General features: G+C 63.2%; 16 protein-coding genes. 5 read left to right on the forward strand and 11 right to left on the reverse strand.

Annotated elements, in window-relative coordinates; genetic code table 11:
• The first annotated feature begins 25 nt into the window (after positions 1-25).
• The gene (locus AB7M33_RS02585) at positions 26-1,342 is read left to right on the forward strand and encodes a PQQ-dependent sugar dehydrogenase (RefSeq protein WP_454242385.1); all 1,317 of its coding nucleotides are present in this window, start codon (positions 26-28) and stop codon (positions 1,340-1,342) included.
• Positions 1,343-1,466: 124 nt separating this feature from the next.
• Here AB7M33_RS02585 and AB7M33_RS02590 read toward each other — a convergent pair whose 3' ends face one another.
• The 5 genes from AB7M33_RS02590 to AB7M33_RS02610 form a co-directional block, all read right to left on the reverse strand.
• A complete protein-coding gene (locus tag AB7M33_RS02590) occupies positions 1,467-2,000 on the reverse strand; it encodes a C40 family peptidase (protein ID WP_099453169.1) in 534 nt (177 codons plus the stop codon).
• Between the two features lie 140 nt (positions 2,001-2,140).
• Positions 2,141-2,782 (reverse strand): C40 family peptidase, encoded by a 642-nt coding sequence (locus AB7M33_RS02595; RefSeq protein ID WP_027595860.1) that lies wholly within the window; start codon positions 2,780-2,782, stop codon positions 2,141-2,143.
• Between the two features lie 127 nt (positions 2,783-2,909).
• Positions 2,910-3,617, reverse strand: coding sequence for a DnaA regulatory inactivator Hda (hda, locus tag AB7M33_RS02600; RefSeq protein WP_027595859.1), 708 nt, complete (start codon positions 3,615-3,617; stop codon positions 2,910-2,912).
• A 150-nt stretch (positions 3,618-3,767) separates the two neighbouring features.
• Entirely contained in the window at positions 3,768-4,841 is a 1,074-nt protein-coding gene (locus AB7M33_RS02605; RefSeq protein WP_099428509.1) for an AI-2E family transporter, read from the reverse strand.
• 12 nt (positions 4,842-4,853) lie between these two features.
• Positions 4,854-5,909 (reverse strand): DUF2066 domain-containing protein, encoded by a 1,056-nt coding sequence (locus AB7M33_RS02610; protein ID WP_454242386.1) that lies wholly within the window; start codon positions 5,907-5,909, stop codon positions 4,854-4,856.
• A 514-nt stretch (positions 5,910-6,423) separates the two neighbouring features.
• On the opposite strand from AB7M33_RS02610, the gene purM reads away from it, so the two are divergent.
• From purM to AB7M33_RS02630, 4 genes are all read left to right on the forward strand, one after another.
• Complete coding sequence (purM, locus tag AB7M33_RS02615) at positions 6,424-7,482, forward strand: phosphoribosylformylglycinamidine cyclo-ligase (protein ID WP_027595856.1); 1,059 nt, start codon at positions 6,424-6,426, stop codon at positions 7,480-7,482.
• On the forward strand, positions 7,482-8,135 hold the full coding sequence (gene purN / locus AB7M33_RS02620; RefSeq protein WP_454242387.1) for a phosphoribosylglycinamide formyltransferase: 654 nt from the start codon (positions 7,482-7,484) through the stop codon (positions 8,133-8,135). Before purM ends, purN begins: the two co-directional genes overlap by 1 nt.
• Before the next feature lie 8 nt (positions 8,136-8,143).
• Complete coding sequence (locus tag AB7M33_RS02625) at positions 8,144-8,854, forward strand: DUF3108 domain-containing protein (protein ID WP_027595854.1); 711 nt, start codon at positions 8,144-8,146, stop codon at positions 8,852-8,854.
• 446 nt (positions 8,855-9,300) lie between these two features.
• Positions 9,301-9,483 carry a hypothetical protein gene (locus AB7M33_RS02630; protein WP_027595853.1) on the forward strand — a complete coding sequence of 61 codons (183 nt, stop codon included), beginning with the start codon at positions 9,301-9,303 and terminating at the stop codon, positions 9,481-9,483.
• A gap of 57 nt (positions 9,484-9,540) precedes the next feature.
• Here the strand turns inward: AB7M33_RS02630 and AB7M33_RS02635 are convergent, their stop codons facing one another.
• From AB7M33_RS02635 to AB7M33_RS02660, 6 genes are all read right to left on the reverse strand, one after another.
• A complete protein-coding gene (locus AB7M33_RS02635; RefSeq protein ID WP_027595852.1) occupies positions 9,541-10,080 on the reverse strand; it encodes a DUF2058 domain-containing protein in 540 nt (179 codons plus the stop codon).
• A 22-nt stretch (positions 10,081-10,102) separates the two neighbouring features.
• Entirely contained in the window at positions 10,103-10,936 is an 834-nt protein-coding gene (gene mazG, locus AB7M33_RS02640) for a nucleoside triphosphate pyrophosphohydrolase (protein ID WP_027595851.1), read from the reverse strand.
• Positions 10,937-11,059: 123 nt separating this feature from the next.
• Entirely contained in the window at positions 11,060-13,300 is a 2,241-nt protein-coding gene (gene relA / locus AB7M33_RS02645) for a GTP diphosphokinase (RefSeq protein ID WP_027595850.1), read from the reverse strand.
• A gap of 96 nt (positions 13,301-13,396) precedes the next feature.
• A complete protein-coding gene (gene rlmD / locus AB7M33_RS02650; protein ID WP_454242388.1) occupies positions 13,397-14,755 on the reverse strand; it encodes a 23S rRNA (uracil(1939)-C(5))-methyltransferase RlmD in 1,359 nt (452 codons plus the stop codon).
• A complete protein-coding gene (cysM, locus tag AB7M33_RS02655) occupies positions 14,756-15,655 on the reverse strand; it encodes a cysteine synthase CysM (RefSeq protein ID WP_027595848.1) in 900 nt (299 codons plus the stop codon).
• 94 nt (positions 15,656-15,749) lie between these two features.
• Positions 15,750-17,138, reverse strand: coding sequence for a histidine kinase sensor domain-containing protein (locus AB7M33_RS02660; RefSeq protein WP_454242389.1), 1,389 nt, complete (start codon positions 17,136-17,138; stop codon positions 15,750-15,752).
• Between the last annotated feature and the right edge of the window lies 1 nt (position 17,139).

The following is a 17,139-nucleotide window of genomic DNA, read 5'->3' on the forward strand; positions in this document are numbered from 1 at the left end:
TGTTCCTTTTCGGAGAGCAGCGACCATGAAGCGCATCGGCATCGTCTTACCCTGGGTGTTGGCTGCCGGCCTGGCGGGATGCAGCGACACAGCCCACCTGGACGTGATGGACGGCAGCGGCCCTTCGCCGCAACTGCCCCCGCCCAACAAGACGCTGGTCCCCACGGTGAACATCGCGCCGGCCATTGGCTGGCCCCAGGGCGCCAAGCCCCAGGCTGCAGCCGGCACGCAGGTAACGGCCTTCGCCGACAAGCTCGACCACCCGCGCTGGCTCTATGTGTTGCCCAACGGCGATGTGCTGGTGGCCGAAACCAACGCCCCGCCCAAGCCTGAAGATGGCAAAGGCCTGCGTGGCTGGGTGATGGGCAAGGCGATGCAGCGCGCCGGCGCCGGCGTGCCTAGCGCCAACCGCATCACCTTGCTGCGCGATGCCGACCATGATGGGGTCGCGGAAGTGCGCACCACCTTCATCGAAGGGCTCAATTCGCCCTTCGGCATGGCGCTGGTGGGCAAGGACTTCTACGTGGCCGACACCGACAAACTGCTGCGCTTTCACTACGAGCCCGGGGCCATGCACATTCGCGGCGAGGGCCAGCAGGTGGTCGAACTGCCAGGCGGGCCGCTTAACCATCATTGGACCAAGAACGTGATCGCCAGCCCTGACGGCAAGAAGCTCTACGTGACGGTGGGCTCCAACAGCAACGTGGGGGAAAACGGCCTGGACAAGGAACAAGGCCGTGCGGCGATCTGGGAAGTGGACCCTGCCAGCGGCCAGCAACGCGTGTTTGCCAGCGGCCTGCGCAACCCCAACGGCCTGGCCTGGGAGCCCCACAGCGGCGCACTGTGGACGGCAGTCAACGAACGTGACGAGATCGGTAGCGATCTGGTGCCGGACTACATCACGTCAGTCAAGGATGGCGGCTTCTATGGTTGGCCCTACAGCTATTACGGGCAACACGTCGACCAGCGGGTCGAGCCGCAGGCCCCGCAGAAGGTTGCCCAGGCACTGATGCCGGACTACGCGGTGGGCCCGCACACGGCATCGCTGGGGCTGACGTTCGCCGAGCCTGGCGTGTTGCCGCCGCCGTTCGGGCAGGGGGCATTCGTGGGCCAGCACGGCTCGTGGAACCGCAAGCCGCACAGTGGCTACAAGGTGATCTTCGTGCCGTTCGATGCGACAGGCAAACCTGCCGGCAAACCGATCGACCTGCTGACGGGGTTTCTGAATGACGAAGGCAAGGCCATGGGGCGACCGGTGGGGGTGATCAATGATCAGCGCGGCGGTTTGCTGGTGGCGGATGACGTGGGGAACGTGATCTGGCGGGTGAGCAAGGCCTTGTAGGAGCAGCCTTGTGCTGCGAAGAGGCCGGTGAAGGCCCCTTACCTCTAAGCCATATGCACCGGCCTCTTCGCAGCGCAAGGCTGCTCCTACACAGTCAGCGATCAACTGCTGACTGCGCAGTGCCTCAGGGATTCTGCGCCAGGTGCCCTTGCGGAATCACGCGCTTGGCCTGCAGGTAAGCCTTGGCCCAGTAGCTGTTCGACAGGTAGTCCAGGCGCACCGTACCGCCGGTGGACGGCGCATGCACAAAGCGCCCTTCCCCGACGTAGATACCGGCATGGCTGACTTGCGAGCCGCCACTGGTGGCAAAGAACACCAGGTCACCCGACTGCAGCGCCTTGGCATCCACGGTAGGCGCGCGCATGACGATCATCTCGCGCGTCGAACGCGGCAAGCTGATGCCGGCGGCATCGCGGTAGACATACTTGATCAGGCCGCTGCAATCGAACCCGGAGTCGGGCGTATTGCCGCCCCAGCGATAAGGCGTACCCACCAGCCCGATCGCCCGGATCAACACGTCGTCGGCAATCGGCGAACCATCCGGCTGGCTGTAGGTAACCTGCGGCTGAACCACAGGGGCCGGCGCAGGCGCGCGGCTGGAGCAGGCAGCAAGCAATGCCACCAGGGAAAGGAATGCGAAGCGCGCCATCATTACCATGGCCAGAACATCCTGTCTGAGACCGCTGGACCGCAGCCGAAAAGTGTTGAGAATTTAGATTAGACGCTTTCTGTAAATGCGCACGGCGGCGAGCTTTTTTTCAAAGCATCGCCGCCGTGGCAGGGTAAATCATTTTGCTATCAGTTGCGCGCGATGTTGGTCGGCGCCATCGCCAAGGCACGCTTGGCTTCGATGAAGGTCTTGCTCCAGTAGCGATCACCGAGGCTGTCGATGCGCACACCACCGCTGCGGCGGCTGCTGGAGTGGATGAACTGGTTGTCACCCAGGTAGATGCCCGCATGGCTCACACGGCCACGACCATTGGTGCTGAAGAACAGCAGGTCGCCTGGCTTGAGCTTGTTGCGCGCCACTTTCGGGGCATCGACGTTGATCATTTCACGCGTCGAACGCGGCAAGGTCATGCCGGCTTCTTCGCGGAACAAGTAACCGATGAAGCCGCTGCAGTCGAAGCCGGACTTCTCCGAGGTACCACCGAAGCGGTAGCGGGTGCCGATCAACGACATGCCGCGCTCGAGAATGCTGTCAGCCAGAACTGGCAACTGGTAAGGCTTGCTGCTGCTGGAGAAGGCCTCCAGGTCATCTTCAGTGGCCAGCTCTTCGGGTTCGCCGAATACCGACGAAGGCGAGGCTTTGGCCTTGAACGCCGACTGTGCGGCGATCGGGGTGTGATCCTGGGGCTGAGATACCGGGGCTTGTGCCGCGCAGCCAAAAAGCAGGGTCACGAGTGCGAGGGGCACGAGGGGTGCGAAGCGCTTTAGCATGGGCACGACCGTGTCAGTAATCCTTTAGAAGGGGGAAACTATGCCCTCTATCATGGCCATTTGCAAATTTTATCGAAAAAGATGTGACTTTTTCGTTTTTCCGCTCTGGCCCAAGGATTTCAGGGGCTTACCAGCCCAGGGTTTCCTTCAGAAAAGGAATGGTCAGCTTGCGTTGCGCTTGCAGCGATGCCTGATCGAGGCGCTCAAGCAGGTCGAACAACGCGCTCATGCTGCGGGTACCGCGGGTGAGGATGAAATGGCCAACCTCATCGGTGAGGTGCAGGCCACGGCGCGACGCGCGCAACTGCAGGGCACGCAGCTTGTCTTCATCAGACATGCCGCGCATCTGGAAGATCAACGCCAGGGTCAGCCGCGACTTGAGGTCGGCCAGTTTGATGGGCAGTTCACGCGGCGAGCTGGAGGCCGCCAGCAGCAAGCGGCGGCCACTGTCGCGCAGGCGGTTGAAGAGGTGGAACATGGCCTCTTCCCAATCGGCCTTGCCGGCAATTACATGCAAGTCATCGATGCACACCAGCTCGTATTGCTCGAGGTGGTCGAGCAGTTCGACACCGCGCTCGAGCAATTGCGCTAACGGCAGGTAGACGGCGGGCTCGCCCAATTGCTGGAAACGGTGGGTGGCGGCCTGCAACAGGTGAGTGCGGCCGACACCTTGCTTGCCCCACAGGTAGATGAGGCTCTCGGTCCAGCCGGCGTCAGCTTCGCATAGGCGCTCGACATAGCCCAATGCCGCAGCATTGGCGCCCGGATAGTAGTTGATGAAGGTGGCGTCATCGCGCAGGCGCACACCCAGGGGCAACTGGATCGGTGGTTTCATGCTCGCGGGCGGTCGCTAGGACCACGGGGGGCCTTTGGTGAACAGTGTGCAAAGTCTATACCCGGAGCGCGGGCGGCACAATCAGTGAGCAGAAGAGCGCAAACAAAATCAACAAGTTGCGGCTCTTTATGGGGGGCTTTCGGCCCCACCTCACAATTCTGGATCGACATCTGCGCCATACATGTCCGACTCTTTGTACAAATCGTGCGCATGCCGCAGCAGCACCATGATCACCGCCGCCACCGGCAGCGCCAGCAGCACCCCGGTGAAACCGAACAGCTCACCACCGGCAAGAATGGCGAAGATCACCGCCACCGGGTGCAAGCCGATGCGGTCGCCCACCAGCAAGGGCGTCAGCACCATGCCTTCAAGCGCCTGGCCGACCATGAACACCGCAACGATGCCCAGCATCGGATACAAGTCACCGCCAAACTGGAACAAGCCGGCCACCAGCGCCGCACCGATACCAATGATAAAGCCCATGTACGGCACGATCGCTGCCAACCCCGCCAGCATGCCAATCAGCAAGCCAAGCTCGAGCCCCACCAGCATCAGCCCAGCCGAGTAGATGACGCCCAGTGCGAGCATGACCATCAGTTGGCCGCGGACGAACGCGCCCAGCACCTCATGGCACTCTCCCGCCAATTCCACGATCTGCGGTTCGCGGTGGCGCGGCAGCAGGCTGCGCAGCTTGGCCATCATCAGGTCCCAGTCACGCAGCAGGTAGAAGCCCACCACCGGGATCAACACCAGGTTGGCCAGCCAGGCGATCAAGGCCAGGCTTGACGCCGTGGCCTGGGACAGCACGATACCGACGATGTCGGTGGTCTGGCCCATGTGCTCGCCAATGGCGGCCTTGATCTTGTCGAACTTCCAGAAGCCGTCGGCCAGGCCAAGGCGGTGTTGCACCCAGGGCAGCGCCACGTGCTGCAGCCAGTCGAGCATCTGCGGCGCCAGTTCGTACAGGCGCACCAGCTGTTTGGCCAGCATCGGCACCAGCACCAGCAGCAAGGCCATGAATATCAGGGTGAACAGGCTGAACACCACCACCACGCCCCAGGTGCGGGACAGCCCCAGGCGCTCCAGGCGGTCTACCAGCGGGTCTGCCAGGTACGCCAGCAGGATACCGATCAGAAAGGGGGTCAGAATATTGTGCAGGCTATATAACAGCACGGCCATCAGCAGTGCTGCGCCCAGCCAGATCCAGCGGCGCATATCGGTCACTATGGGTACTCCTTACCAGCGAAAACGCAGGCCGTCGAACGGCTTGGGCACATCAGGTTGCTCGGGGCTCACGTCCGTTGAAGGGGCAGGCACGGCGGGGGCAACGGGCGCCTGCTCAGCCGGTACCTCCTGCAACTTGGCCAGGCCGAGTTGGGCACGTAATTGGTCGCGGTTGGCCGTGACACCGTAAGTCAGCGTGCTGCCTTCAACCATTTTAAGCCGCGGCCCATAGGGTTCGAGTACGCGGCTCAGTTCGGCGTAGCGTTGCAGGTTCATCCCCTGCACCTGGATCTGCTGCTGGCTGCTGGCGCCTGGGCGGGTCACATAGCGCGGCGCCAGGCGGCTGCTCACGGCCAGCATCACTGCGTCGGCCAACGCCGCCTGGTCGGCGCCCTCGGCACTGCCCTGCTCGTGCTGGTCGCCTACCCACAGCTGCCATTTGCCTTGCCATTTGCCATCCGCCTCTTGAGCGTGTACCGCCAGCAGGGCATCGGCCGCGTAACGCTCGGAAGCTTCGCGCAGCGGTTTTGGGTCATTGCCTTCGACCTGCTTGGCATTGGCCACCAACTGCTCTTGCAGGTCAGCCAGCGGCAGCCGCAATGGCAGGCCCCGGTGCTGGGCTGCACGGCGCAAGGGCTGGGCGGCGGATTGGCCGTCACCCACCAGGTTGCTGCCCTCGGCGTTTTCGTTGAGCCACCAGCCGAGGATCGATGGCCGGTTGCTGCCCCACAGGGCCAGGCCGGCCTTGCGCAAGGCGCGTTCGGTGCTGCCGGGGTCGAACTCGACCAGCACGGACTCGGGCGGGCCGGCTTCGGTACCGACCTGGTTGATGATTTGCTGCGGGTCTTTGCGCAGCTCGGCCAATGCCGGGCTTTGCGCCGCCTTCGGGTCACCGGTCAGGCGCAGGACCAAGGTCTCGAGGGCCTTGCCGGTGGCCTGGGTACGGGCTTCAGCGCCCTGCCCCTGAAGCGGCTCGCGCACCTGATAAAGCCCGGAGACGTTCTCGGCTTGCGCGGCTAGCGAGATCAGGGCAAGACAACCTGCTGCAAGAGTGTTGAAAAGACGCATGGAGGATTCCTGTCCAGAAACAAGGTGGAACGGCCGTTGTCATGCAGGCTGTGACCGCGGTGGAACGAAAAATGCTCCTATATGGCTTACACCTTATACAGGGGCGCGCATGACTGCCAGGCGCAGGCCTCGGGATTTAGGGTGTTTTCACGATCGAGCGCCGCCCGCGCGGCGCTTCGCAGCACAAGGCTGCTCCTACAATTTGCTTCGGGCCAGTGACGTTTGCAGGAATAATTGGCCCTAATAACTGTAGGAGCAGCCTTGTGCTGCGAAGCGCCGCACGGGCGGCGCTCGATCTCCCAGGCGACACAACCCTCAACCCACACCCTCCCCACTCACCTTTTTAACGCTTTCAAGCCCTGCCCGTCGGCCTGAGGATGGCCGCTGCACGGCAACCCTGATAAAATCGCGCGCCTTCACAGACCTCTGACGTTTCAGGCAGCCGCCGCAGCAAAGCCGGCCTTGGCCGTCACGGTCGTTTTTAAGAATCCCTCCCTCCTAAAGGCCTGGATCAATGAGCAAGCAACCCTCCCTGAGCTACAAGGACGCCGGTGTAGACATCGACGCCGGCGAAGCACTGGTCGAACGCATCAAGGGCGTGGCAAAACGCACCGCACGCCCTGAAGTCATGGGTGGCCTGGGTGGCTTCGGCGCCCTCTGCGAGATCCCGGCCGGCTACAAGCAGCCGGTTCTGGTCTCCGGCACCGATGGCGTCGGCACCAAGCTGCGCCTGGCCCTGAACCTGAACAAGCACGACAGCATCGGCCAGGACCTGGTCGCCATGTGCGTCAACGACCTGGTGGTGTGCGGCGCAGAGCCGCTGTTCTTCCTCGACTACTACGCCACCGGCAAACTGAACGTCGACGTCGCCGCCACCGTGGTCACCGGTATCGGTGCAGGCTGCGAACTGGCGGGCTGCTCGCTGGTCGGTGGTGAAACCGCCGAAATGCCTGGCATGTACGAAGGCGAAGACTACGACCTGGCCGGCTTCTGCGTTGGCGTGGTAGAAAAAGCCGAGATCATCGACGGTTCCAAGGTTGCCACCGGCGACGCGCTGATCGCCCTGCCGTCTTCCGGCCCGCACTCCAACGGCTACTCGCTGATCCGCAAGATCCTCGAAGTGTCCGGCACCGACATCGAGAACACCCAACTCGACGGCAAGCCACTGACCGACCTGCTGATGGCGCCGACCCGCATCTACGTCAAGCCGCTGCTGCAACTGATCAAGCAGACGGGCGCAGTCAAGGCCATGGCCCACATCACCGGTGGCGGCCTGCTGGACAACATCCCGCGCGTACTGCCGAAAAACGCCCAGGCCGTGGTCGACGTGGCCAGCTGGCAGCGTCCAGCGGTATTCGACTTCCTGCAGGCGCAAGGCAACGTTGACGAGCATGAAATGCACCGCGTGCTGAACTGCGGCGTCGGCATGGTCATCTGCGTAGCTCAGGACCAGGTCGAAAACGCCCTGAACGTTCTGCGCGCTGAAGGCGAGCAGCCTTGGGTCATCGGCCGCATCGAAGAGGCCGCCGAAGGCGCCGCCCAGGTCGAGCTGCAGAACCTCAAGGCACACTGATGCCGAGCAAGACCTGCAATGTAGTGGTATTGCTGTCGGGTTCCGGCAGCAACCTGCAAGCCCTGATCGACAGCTGCCGCGGTGAAGACAGCCCGGTGCGCATCCGTGCGGTGGTGTCCAACCGCGCCGATGCCTACGGCCTGCAACGCGCCGCAGCCGCTGGCATCGACACCGCCGTACTGGACCACACCGCCTTTGACGGTCGTGAAGCTTTCGATGCCGCGCTGATGGCGCGCATCGACGGCTTTGCGCCAGACCTGGTGGTGCTGGCCGGTTTCATGCGTATCCTCAGTGGCGGCTTCGTCCGCCACTATCAGGGCCGCCTGCTCAATATCCACCCGTCGCTGCTGCCCAAGTACAAGGGCCTGCACACCCACCGACGGGCCCTGGAGGCAGGCGACGCCGAGCACGGCTGCAGCGTACACTTCGTCACCGAGGAACTCGATGGCGGCCCACTGGTCGTACAGGCTGTGGTACCGGTGACGTCGGAAGACACCGCTGAAAGCCTGGCCCAGCGGGTTCACCATCAGGAACACCTGATCTACCCGTTGGCCGTGCACTGGTTCGCCGAGGGGCGCTTGCGTCTGGACGAGCACGGTGCCTTACTGGATGGCCAGCCCCTGGCGGCCAGCGGTCATTTGATTCGATCCTAGGAGACTTTATGCGTCGCGCCCTGCTCTTGGCTCTCGCCGTGCTCGCCCTGCCCCTCCAGGCAGCTGATCTGAAGCCTTTTTCGGCCAGCTACACCGCCGACTGGAAGCAGCTGCCCATGAGCGGCACCGCCGAGCGCAGCCTGGTGAAGAATGCCAACGGTACCTGGGACCTTAATTTCAAGGCTTCCATGATGATCGCCAGCCTGACCGAGCAAAGCACCCTGCGCCTGGAAAACGACACCCTGCTGCCGCAGAAGTACCACTTCGAGCGTGGCGGCCTGGGCAAGGCGAAGAAGGTCGACCTGAACTTCGACTGGACCAGCAAGAAAGTCACCGGTAGCGACCGTGGCGATGCGATCAACCTGCCGCTCAACCGCGGCGTGCTGGACAAGTCGTCCTACCAGCTGGCGCTGCAGCATGATGTGGCGGCCGGCAAGAAGAGCATGACCTACCAGGTGGTCGACGGTGACGAGATCGACACCTACGACTTCCGCGTTCTGGGCACCGAGAAGGTCACCACCAAGACCGGCCAGGTCGATGCGGTCAAGGTCGAGCGCGTTCGCGACCCTAGCCAGAGCAAGCGCATCACCGAGCTGTGGTTCGCCAAGAGCTGGGACTACCTGCTGGTACAACTGCGCCAGGTCGAAACCGATGGCAAGGAGTACGTGATCGTGCTGCAGGATGGCACGGTCGATGGCAAGCCGGTGAAGGGTAACTGATCCGCAGCCTGAAGCACCCGGAGCCCCGCCTTGTGCGGGGCTTCGTTTTTTGAGGTGCTCGCCACAGCATCTTCAGCGCCTATGAGATCGAGCGCCGCCCGCGCGGCGCTTCGCAGCACAAGGCTGCTCCTACATCTGTTTCGGGCCAGTCACGCCTATACCAACGCGCGCGACCGCTTGTTTGTTCTGCATGAGGGGCGCGCGCCTGTGTCTCAGGATTCATTGGCCCGAAACAAATGTAGGAGCAGCCTTGTGCTGCGAAGCGCCGCGCGGGCGGCGCTCGATTTGCGCCCCCCCCCCACTCAAACCCCAAGCCAAGCAAATCGCAGCCCCTGAGCTTCATGAAACTTGTTTCATCCCTGTTTTATTTACTTAGCCTGCTAACAAACCCTATAAAGGAGGTGTGCGACACAGTGTCGCAACCAACCTAGCAGTGGAGTTTACCGATGACAGTCCAAGTAACCGAACGCGACGAATCGAAAATGTCCCACGAAGGCCTGGCCGCTGGCGTGCGGATCTGGGATGTGCACCAGCAAGGCCAATTGGTCGGGATGTTCCACAATGAGCACGAAGCCCATCAGTACCGTGTAGAGCTTGAGGACCTGGAAAGTCAGCGCACTACACAATGACCCTGCAATGCCACAGTCTTTGAACAAAAAACCCCGCCTAGGCGGGGTTTTTCATGCTTACCACATCAAATCGTCAGGGATCTTGTAAGCCGCGTACGGGTCATCGTCGTCGGCTTCCTCGACATGGGTGTTGAGCAGCAGTACGCGATGCGGGTCGCGTTCCTGAATCTTCACCGCCGCCTCACGCGGAATCACTTCGTAGCCGCCGGCAAACGACACGACCGCCAGCGAGCCATTGCTCAGCTTGCTGCGCATCAGGGCATTGACGGCAATGCGCTTGACCTTCTTGTCGTCGACGAAGTTGTAGTAGTCCTCACTGTTGAGCTTGGGCAGGCGGGTCGCTTCGATCAATTGCTTGATCTGCGCGGCGCGGGCCTTTTGCTCGGCCTTTTCCTGCTGCTGGCGGTTCAACTCCTGGTCACGCTTGGCCTTTTCGGCCATGGCTTCCTTGGCCAAGCGCTGCTGGGTGTCGTCCACCTCGACCTGGCCCTTGTGCTCCAGGCGCTTTTGTTTCTTCTGGGCTTTGTTGGTCTGCGAGACCTGTTTCTGGTTGACCAGACCGGCTTTGAGCAATTGGTCGCGAAGGGAAAGGCTCATGAATGTTCACTCACTTAACAGCTCAGCCGCAGCTGGGCAGGTTCTTTTCCTGACGTTTGGCTTCACCCCAAAGGGCATCCAGCTCGTCAAGGTTACAGTCTTCGATGGGCCGACCGCTGTCGCGCAATGCCTGTTCGATAAAACGGAAACGTCGCTCGAACTTGCGATTGGCACGGCGCAGGGCATGTTCCGGGTCTTGCTTGAGGTGGCGGGCCAGGTTGACGGTGGCGAACAACAGGTCGCCGACCTCATCTTCCAGCGCATCGGCATCACCGTCGGCCATGGCCTGCAGGACTTCGTCCAGCTCCTCGCGGACCTTGTCCAGCACCGGCAATGCGTCGGGCCAGTCGAAACCGACCGTGGCCGCACGCTTTTGCAGTTTGGCTGCCCGCGACAATGCAGGCAATGCCGTTGGCACGTCATCGAGCAGCGACAGCTGTTCGGGTTCGCTTTTTTCGGCGCGCTCCTCGGCTTTGATCTCTTCCCAGCGCGACTTGACCTGGGTCTCGCTCAAGCTGGGCGTGTCTACCGGTGCATACAGCTCGCCGGTGGGGAATACGTGCGGGTGGCGGCGGATCAGCTTGCGGGTGATGCTGTCGACCACCCCGTCAAACTCGAAACGCCCCTCTTCCCGGGCCAGCTGGCTGTAATAGACCACCTGGAACAACAGATCGCCCAGCTCACCCTGCAAGTGCTCGAAATCGCCGCGCTCGATGGTGTCGGCAACCTCGTAGGCTTCTTCGATAGTGTGCGGGACGATGCTGGCGTAGTCCTGCTTCAAGTCCCACGGGCAGCCATATTGCGGATCGCGCAGGCGGGCCATGAGGTGCAGCAGGTCTTCGAGGGTGTAGGTCATTAAGCAGGTCCTTCGGTGGTGCGCCCTTCGCGGGTAAACCCGCTCCCACAGGTACCGTGCATAGCTTAAGGTTTGCACTCAACCTGTGGGAGCGGGTTTACCCGCGAAGCAGCCACCTCGGTCTCAAGGGGTACGGTTACGCCGCGTCTCGATGATGTTCGGCAACTGCGAGATCCGCCCCAGCAAGCGCCCGAGCGCATCCAGGCCCGGAATCTCGATGGTCAGCGACATCAACGCCGTGTTGTCTTCCTTGTTCGAGCGGGTGTTGACCGCCAGCACGTTGATCTTCTCGTTAAGCAGCACCTGCGACACGTCACGCAACAAGCCTGGGCGGTCGTAGGCACGGATGACGATGTCGACCGGGTAGGTCTGCACCGGGATCGGCCCCCAACTCACCTGGATCATCCGCTCTGGCTCCTTGCCTGCCAGTTGCAGCACCGAGGCACAGTCCTGACGGTGGATGCTCACGCCGCGGCCCTGGGTGATGTAGCCGACGATGGCATCGCCCGGCAGCGGCTGGCAGCAACCGGCCATCTGCGTCAGCAGGTTGCCGACACCCTGGATCTGGATATCGCCGCGCTTGCCGGTACGCGGGCCCGTGGGCTTGCGCTGCACCAGCTCGATCTGCTCGATACGCTCAGGCTCCAGCAACTGCTGGGCAGCGTTGACCAGGTGAGCCAGGCGTAGATCACCCGCGCCGAGCGAGGCGAACATGTCTTCGGCGGTCTTGACGTTGGTCTTCTCGGCCAGGCGCTCGAAGTCCACCTGCGGCAGGCCCAGGCGGCTGAGTTCGCGCTCGAGCAAGGTCTTGCCGGCGGCGACGTTCTGGTCGCGTGCCTGCAGCTTGAACCAGTGAACGATCTTGGCCCGTGCCCGCGAGGTGGTGACGTAACCCAGGTTGGAGTTCAACCAGTCACGGCTGGGGTTGCCGTGTTTGCTGGTGATGATCTCGACCTGCTCGCCGGTCTGCAGGCTGTAGTTCAGCGGCACGATACGCCCGTTGATCTTGGCGCCGCGGCAGTTGTGGCCGATTTCGGTGTGCACGCGGTAGGCGAAGTCCAGGGGCGTGGCGCCCTTGGGCAGGTCGATGGCATGGCCGTCCGGGGTGAACACGTAGACCCGGTCCGGCTCGATGTCGACGCGCAGCTGCTCGGCCAGGCCGCCGATGTCACCCAGCTCTTCATGCCACTCGAGCACCTGGCGCAGCCAGGAAATCTTCTCTTCGTAGTGATTGGAGCTCGGCTTGACGTCGGTGCCCTTGTAGCGCCAGTGGGCGCAAACCCCCAGCTCCGCTTCCTCGTGCATGCCGTGGGTGCGGATCTGCACCTCCAGCACCTTGCCCTCGGGGCCGATTACCGCCGTGTGCAGCGAGCGGTAGCCGTTTTCCTTCGGGTTGGCGATGTAGTCGTCGAATTCCTTGGGGATGTGCCGCCACAGGGTATGCACGATACCCAGCGCGGTGTAGCAATCGCGGATCTCCGGGACCAGCACACGCACCGCACGCACATCGTAGATCTGGCTGAATTCCAGGCCTTTGCGCTGCATCTTGCGCCAGATCGAATAGATGTGTTTCGCCCGGCCACTGATGTCGGCATTCACGCCGGTGGCCAGCAGTTCGTTCTGTAGCTGGTTCATCACGTCGCTGATGAAGCGCTCGCGGTCCAGCCGGCGCTCGTGCAGGAGCTTGGCGATCTGTTTGTACTGGTCGGGTTCAAGGTAGCGGAAGGACAGGTCTTCCAGCTCCCACTTGATGTGACCGATGCCCAGGCGATGCGCCAGGGGGGCATAGATATCGAACACCTCGCGCGCGACGCGCAGGCGTTTTTCGTCGTCGGCGGCCTTGACCGCACGGATTGCGCAGGTGCGCTCGGCCAGCTTGATCAGTGCAACGCGCACGTCGTCGACCATGGCCACGAGCATCTTGCGCAGGTTCTCGACCTGCGCCTGGGAGCCCAGCACCAGCGACTGGCGCGGGCTGAGGCTGGCACTGATGGCCGCCATGCGCAGCACGCCGTCGATCAGCTTGGACACCACCGGGCCAAAACGCTGGCTGACTTCAGCCAGGGTCACCTTGCCTTCACGCACCGAACGGTAAATGACGGCGGCTACCAGCGAATCCTGGTCGAGCTTGAGGTCGGCGAGAATCTCGGCGATCTCCAGGCCCGCCTGGAAGCTGGACGTACCGTCGGCCCAGGAATGCTTGGCAGGGTTACCCTTCTTCTCGACTTCGTGAGCGAATTCGCAGGCCTCTTTCAGCGCTGCGCGATCCAGGGCTGAATCGACGCTTACCACATGATCCAGCCATGCTTCGAGATTGATACTGCCGTCAGTGTTGACCGGCTGGTGCACTCTCACCTGTACCATCTTTGTTTTACCTTTCCATACAGCGCACCACGCGGGTGCGCAGGCTTCCACCGTGTGGCCGCCATTCCCTGGCAACCGCACCAACGGGCCAGTCTGCTAGCCCGCTTCGAATAACGCCATGGCCTCGACATGCGCCGTCTGAGGAAACATGTCGAGAATCCCGGCCCTTTTTAACCGGTACCCCTGTCCGACCAGCACCTGGGCGTCTCGCGCCAGCGTGGCCGGGTTGCACGATACGTAGACCAGCCGCTTGGCCTTGAGGCGTGCGATGTCTTGCACCACCTCGAAAGCACCGTCGCGCGGTGGGTCCAAGAGTACCGCAGAAAAGCCTTCGGCGGCCCACTCGGCACCTGCCAAAGGCTGCGATAAATCGGCCTGAAAAAACCGTGCGTTATGCACATTGTTGTTTCCGGCATTGGCCGCGGCCCGATCGACCATGGCCTGTACACCTTCCACCGCCACCACTTCACGCGCCTGCCGCGCCAACGGCAGGGCAAAATTACCCAGGCCGCAGAACAGGTCAAGCACACGTTCGTCGGCTTGCGGTGCGAGCCAGGCTAACGCCTGCTCGATCATCGCCGTATTGACTTGGGCGTTAACCTGCACGAAATCACCGGGGCGCCAGGCCAACTCCAGCTGCCAGGGTTCGAGGGTAAAGCCCAGGGTCGTGGCCGCGTCTACCGGCGCCGGTTCACCCTCGCCCTGCAGCCAGAGCTGCGCCTTGGCCTCGTCGCAAAATGCCTGCAGGCGGGCCAGGTCATCCGCCGGCAGCGGCGCGACATGGCGCACCAGCAGCGCCTCAGCGGTACCGCTGAACAGTTCCACATGGCCGATGACCTGCGGTTTGCTCAGCGAACGCAGCGCCGTCGGCAAGTGGCGCAGAATCGACTGCAAGGGCTGTACCAGCACTGCACAGTCGTCGATGGAAATGATGTCCTGGCTGGCTTCGGCACGGAACCCGACCTCCAACTGACGCGCCTTGATGTCCCAGCGCACAGCCACCCGCGCCCGGCGCCGGTAGCCGAACTCCGGCCCGCTCAAGGGGGCGGCCCAAGCCTCGGGTTGCACGCCAGCAACCCGCTGCAGCTGTTCGGCCAGGGTGCGCTGCTTGAGCGCCAGCTGCGCTTCATGGGGCAGATGCTGCAGGTTGCAGCCGCCACAGCGGGCATAGTGCCGGCAAGGGGCTTCGCGCCGCTCGGGGCTGGCCTGCAGCACGCGCTCCAGGCGCGCCTCCACGACTTTGCCGCGGGCATTGAGCACGCGGGCCTCGACGGCTTCACCGGCCAACGCGCCACTGACAAACCAGGTACGCCCTTCATGGAAGGCGATGCCACGGCCGTCACCGGCCAGGCGCTCGATGTCCAGGCGCTGTTTCTTGCCCACGGGAACCTGGGGGCTACGGTTGCCACCGGCTGGCTGGAAGCGCAGGCCGCTGTTGCTTTTCTTCTTGGACATTTAGCTCGGATCAAACAGGCCAGTGGACAGGTATCGGTCACCACGGTCGCAGATGATTGCGACCATTACCGCGTTTTCCACCTCGCGGGACAGGCGCAGCATCGCCGCGACCGCACCACCGGAAGACACGCCGCAGAAAATGCCCTCTTCACGGGCAAGGCGGCGGGTGGTGTCTTCGGCTTCCTGCTGGGACATGTCGACCACGCGATCGACGCGGGTGGCGTCGAAGATCTTCGGCAGGTATTCCTCGGGCCAGCGACGGATGCCCGGAATGGCCGAGCCTTCCATCGGCTGCAGGCCGATGATCTGCACGGCTGGGTTCTGCTCTTTAAGATACTGCGAGCAGCCCATGATGGTGCCGGTGGTGCCCATCGAACTGACGAAATGGGTGATGGTGCCCTGGGTCTGCTGCCAGATTTCCGGGCCGGTGCTGTTGTAGTGGGCGATCGGATTGTCGCCATTGGCGAACTGGTCGAGCACCAGGCCGCGGCCCTCGGCCTGCAGCTTCTCGGCGAGGTCGCGGGCACCTTCCATGCCCTCTTCCTTGGTCACCAGGATCAGCTCGGCGCCATAGGCCGTCATGGCGGCCTTGCGCTCGGCGGTGGAGTTGTCTGGCATGATCAGGATCATCTTGTAACCCTTGATCGCTGCCGCCATCGCCAGGGCGATACCAGTGTTGCCCGAGGTCGCCTCGATCAGCGTGTCACCCGGTTTGATCTGGCCGCGCAGTTCGGCGCGGGCGATCATCGACAGCGCCGGGCGGTCCTTGACCGAACCGGCGGGATTGTTACCTTCGAGCTTGAGCAGGAGCGTGTTGCTGGTCTCTCCGGCAATGCGCTGCAGGCGAACCAGGGGCGTATTGCCGACGCAATCGGCGATGGTTGGGTACTGCAAGGTCATGGCGTATTTCACAATCCGGACGGCAGGGGCGCCTATCATACCGGCAATCCTTTCCGGGCCATATCACGCAATCTGTGATGCATATAGCTACAAGCTATAACGAGGCGACCTGCGGCCGTGGGTTGTCCTTGGCGGGGGCCGGCACATGGACCGGCAAGCGCATGCACAGGCGCAGCCCGTGCTTGCCATTCTCTGCCCACAAGGTCCCGCCCTGGCGCTGGATGGCACTGCGCGCAATGCTCAAACCCAGCCCGAAACCGCCGTCCCCAGGCCGCGAACCGTCCAGGCGCGAGAATGGCGCGAAGATCCGTTCCAGGTCCTCTTCTGCAACCCCACCGCCCTCGTCTACCAGCCACAGCCGCCAGTGGTTACCGTCGCGCTGCCCACCCAAGCGCACCACGCCGTTAGTCGGCGAGTGGCGGATGGCATTGCGCAGCATGTTCTCCAGCGCCTGGGCCAGGTGGTTGAGGTTACCCTGCACCCAGCAACTGGCGGGCAGTTCGCAGCGCAGCCGCTCGGGCAACCAGCCGCTTTCGTAGCTGGCATCCTCGGCGAGCAGGTCCCACAACGCCTGAACCTGGATGGGCTCAAGGTTCATCGGCGCACGCTCGGCATCCTGCCAGGCCAATTGCAGGGTGCCCTCGACCAATTGCTGCATGCAGTCCACTTCACGCGCCAGGCGTTCGCGCAGGCGCTGCAGGTCGGTTTCGCCATCGCAGGCCACGCGTAGCCGGCTGAGCGGCGTGCGCATTTCGTGCGACAGGTCGCGCAGCATCTGTTGCTGCATGGCCACCGTACCCTGCAGCCGTTCGGCCATCTGGTCGAACGCGCGAGCCAGCTCGCCGAGTTCGTCATGCCGGGCGATGGTGCGCGAATCGAGGCGGGCCGACAGCTGGTCGGCGCGCCAGGCATTGGCCTGCTCACGCAGTTGGTTGAGCGGCACGATCAGCATGCGGTACAGCCCAACGCACAGCAGCAAGGTGAACAGAGCGGGAATAATGCCGTTGGTCAGCACCCTCCACAGCATGCGGTACTGGCCGGGGTTGAGGCGCTCTGGCAGTTCGATCACCAGCATGCCCTGCTCCGGCGCCCCCGGGAACGGAATGCGCAGCCACGGCTGGTCGACACTGCGCAGGCTCATCGGCCAATCGACGCCGCGCAGGCGCGTTAGCCGTTGCATGATCTGGGGGTTCAGGGTGGCGCTGTCGAGCGGCCGCAGGCTGATGTCGAGCACGCCGACCCAGCCACGCTCGCGCTGGTGCATGGCCTGCACCCAACGGTCCAGCCCCGCGCGCCCATCGCTGCGCCAGGCCTGCTCGGCCTCAGCCGCATAACCGCGCAGCAGTTGGCGGGCCGGTTCGGACAGGAAGGCGTTCTGGGTTTCCATGTGCCGGCCCCAGGTGTAGCTCAGGCCGATCATCAGCAGGCAGAAGCCCACCAGCAGGATGGCCAGCTTCCAGAACAGCGAATGGCGGTCGAGCATG

This window comes from Pseudomonas sp. Y3 TE3536, from assembly GCF_053629175.1.

What these genes read in the sequence shown, in the direction of transcription:
- cysM (WP_027595848.1), bottom strand. Translation starts at nt 15,655, where the DNA reads ATGACCTTGCAGTACCCAACCATCGCCGATTGCGTCGGCAATACGCCC.
- rlmD (WP_454242388.1), bottom strand. Translation starts at nt 14,755, where the DNA reads ATGTCCAAGAAGAAAAGCAACAGCGGCCTGCGCTTCCAGCCAGCCGGT.
- purN (WP_454242387.1), top strand. Translation starts at nt 7,482, where the DNA reads ATGCCGAGCAAGACCTGCAATGTAGTGGTATTGCTGTCGGGTTCCGGC.
- hda (WP_027595859.1), bottom strand. Translation starts at nt 3,617, where the DNA reads ATGAAACCACCGATCCAGTTGCCCCTGGGTGTGCGCCTGCGCGATGAC.
- AB7M33_RS02585 (WP_454242385.1), top strand. Translation starts at nt 26, where the DNA reads ATGAAGCGCATCGGCATCGTCTTACCCTGGGTGTTGGCTGCCGGCCTG.
- AB7M33_RS02630 (WP_027595853.1), top strand. Translation starts at nt 9,301, where the DNA reads ATGACAGTCCAAGTAACCGAACGCGACGAATCGAAAATGTCCCACGAA.
- AB7M33_RS02635 (WP_027595852.1), bottom strand. Translation starts at nt 10,080, where the DNA reads ATGAGCCTTTCCCTTCGCGACCAATTGCTCAAAGCCGGTCTGGTCAAC.
- AB7M33_RS02660 (WP_454242389.1), bottom strand. Translation starts at nt 17,138, where the DNA reads ATGCTCGACCGCCATTCGCTGTTCTGGAAGCTGGCCATCCTGCTGGTG.
- AB7M33_RS02590 (WP_099453169.1), bottom strand. Translation starts at nt 2,000, where the DNA reads ATGGTAATGATGGCGCGCTTCGCATTCCTTTCCCTGGTGGCATTGCTT.
- AB7M33_RS02610 (WP_454242386.1), bottom strand. Translation starts at nt 5,909, where the DNA reads ATGCGTCTTTTCAACACTCTTGCAGCAGGTTGTCTTGCCCTGATCTCG.
- AB7M33_RS02625 (WP_027595854.1), top strand. Translation starts at nt 8,144, where the DNA reads ATGCGTCGCGCCCTGCTCTTGGCTCTCGCCGTGCTCGCCCTGCCCCTC.
- mazG (WP_027595851.1), bottom strand. Translation starts at nt 10,936, where the DNA reads ATGACCTACACCCTCGAAGACCTGCTGCACCTCATGGCCCGCCTGCGC.
- relA (WP_027595850.1), bottom strand. Translation starts at nt 13,300, where the DNA reads ATGGTACAGGTGAGAGTGCACCAGCCGGTCAACACTGACGGCAGTATC.
- AB7M33_RS02595 (WP_027595860.1), bottom strand. Translation starts at nt 2,782, where the DNA reads ATGCTAAAGCGCTTCGCACCCCTCGTGCCCCTCGCACTCGTGACCCTG.
- purM (WP_027595856.1), top strand. Translation starts at nt 6,424, where the DNA reads ATGAGCAAGCAACCCTCCCTGAGCTACAAGGACGCCGGTGTAGACATC.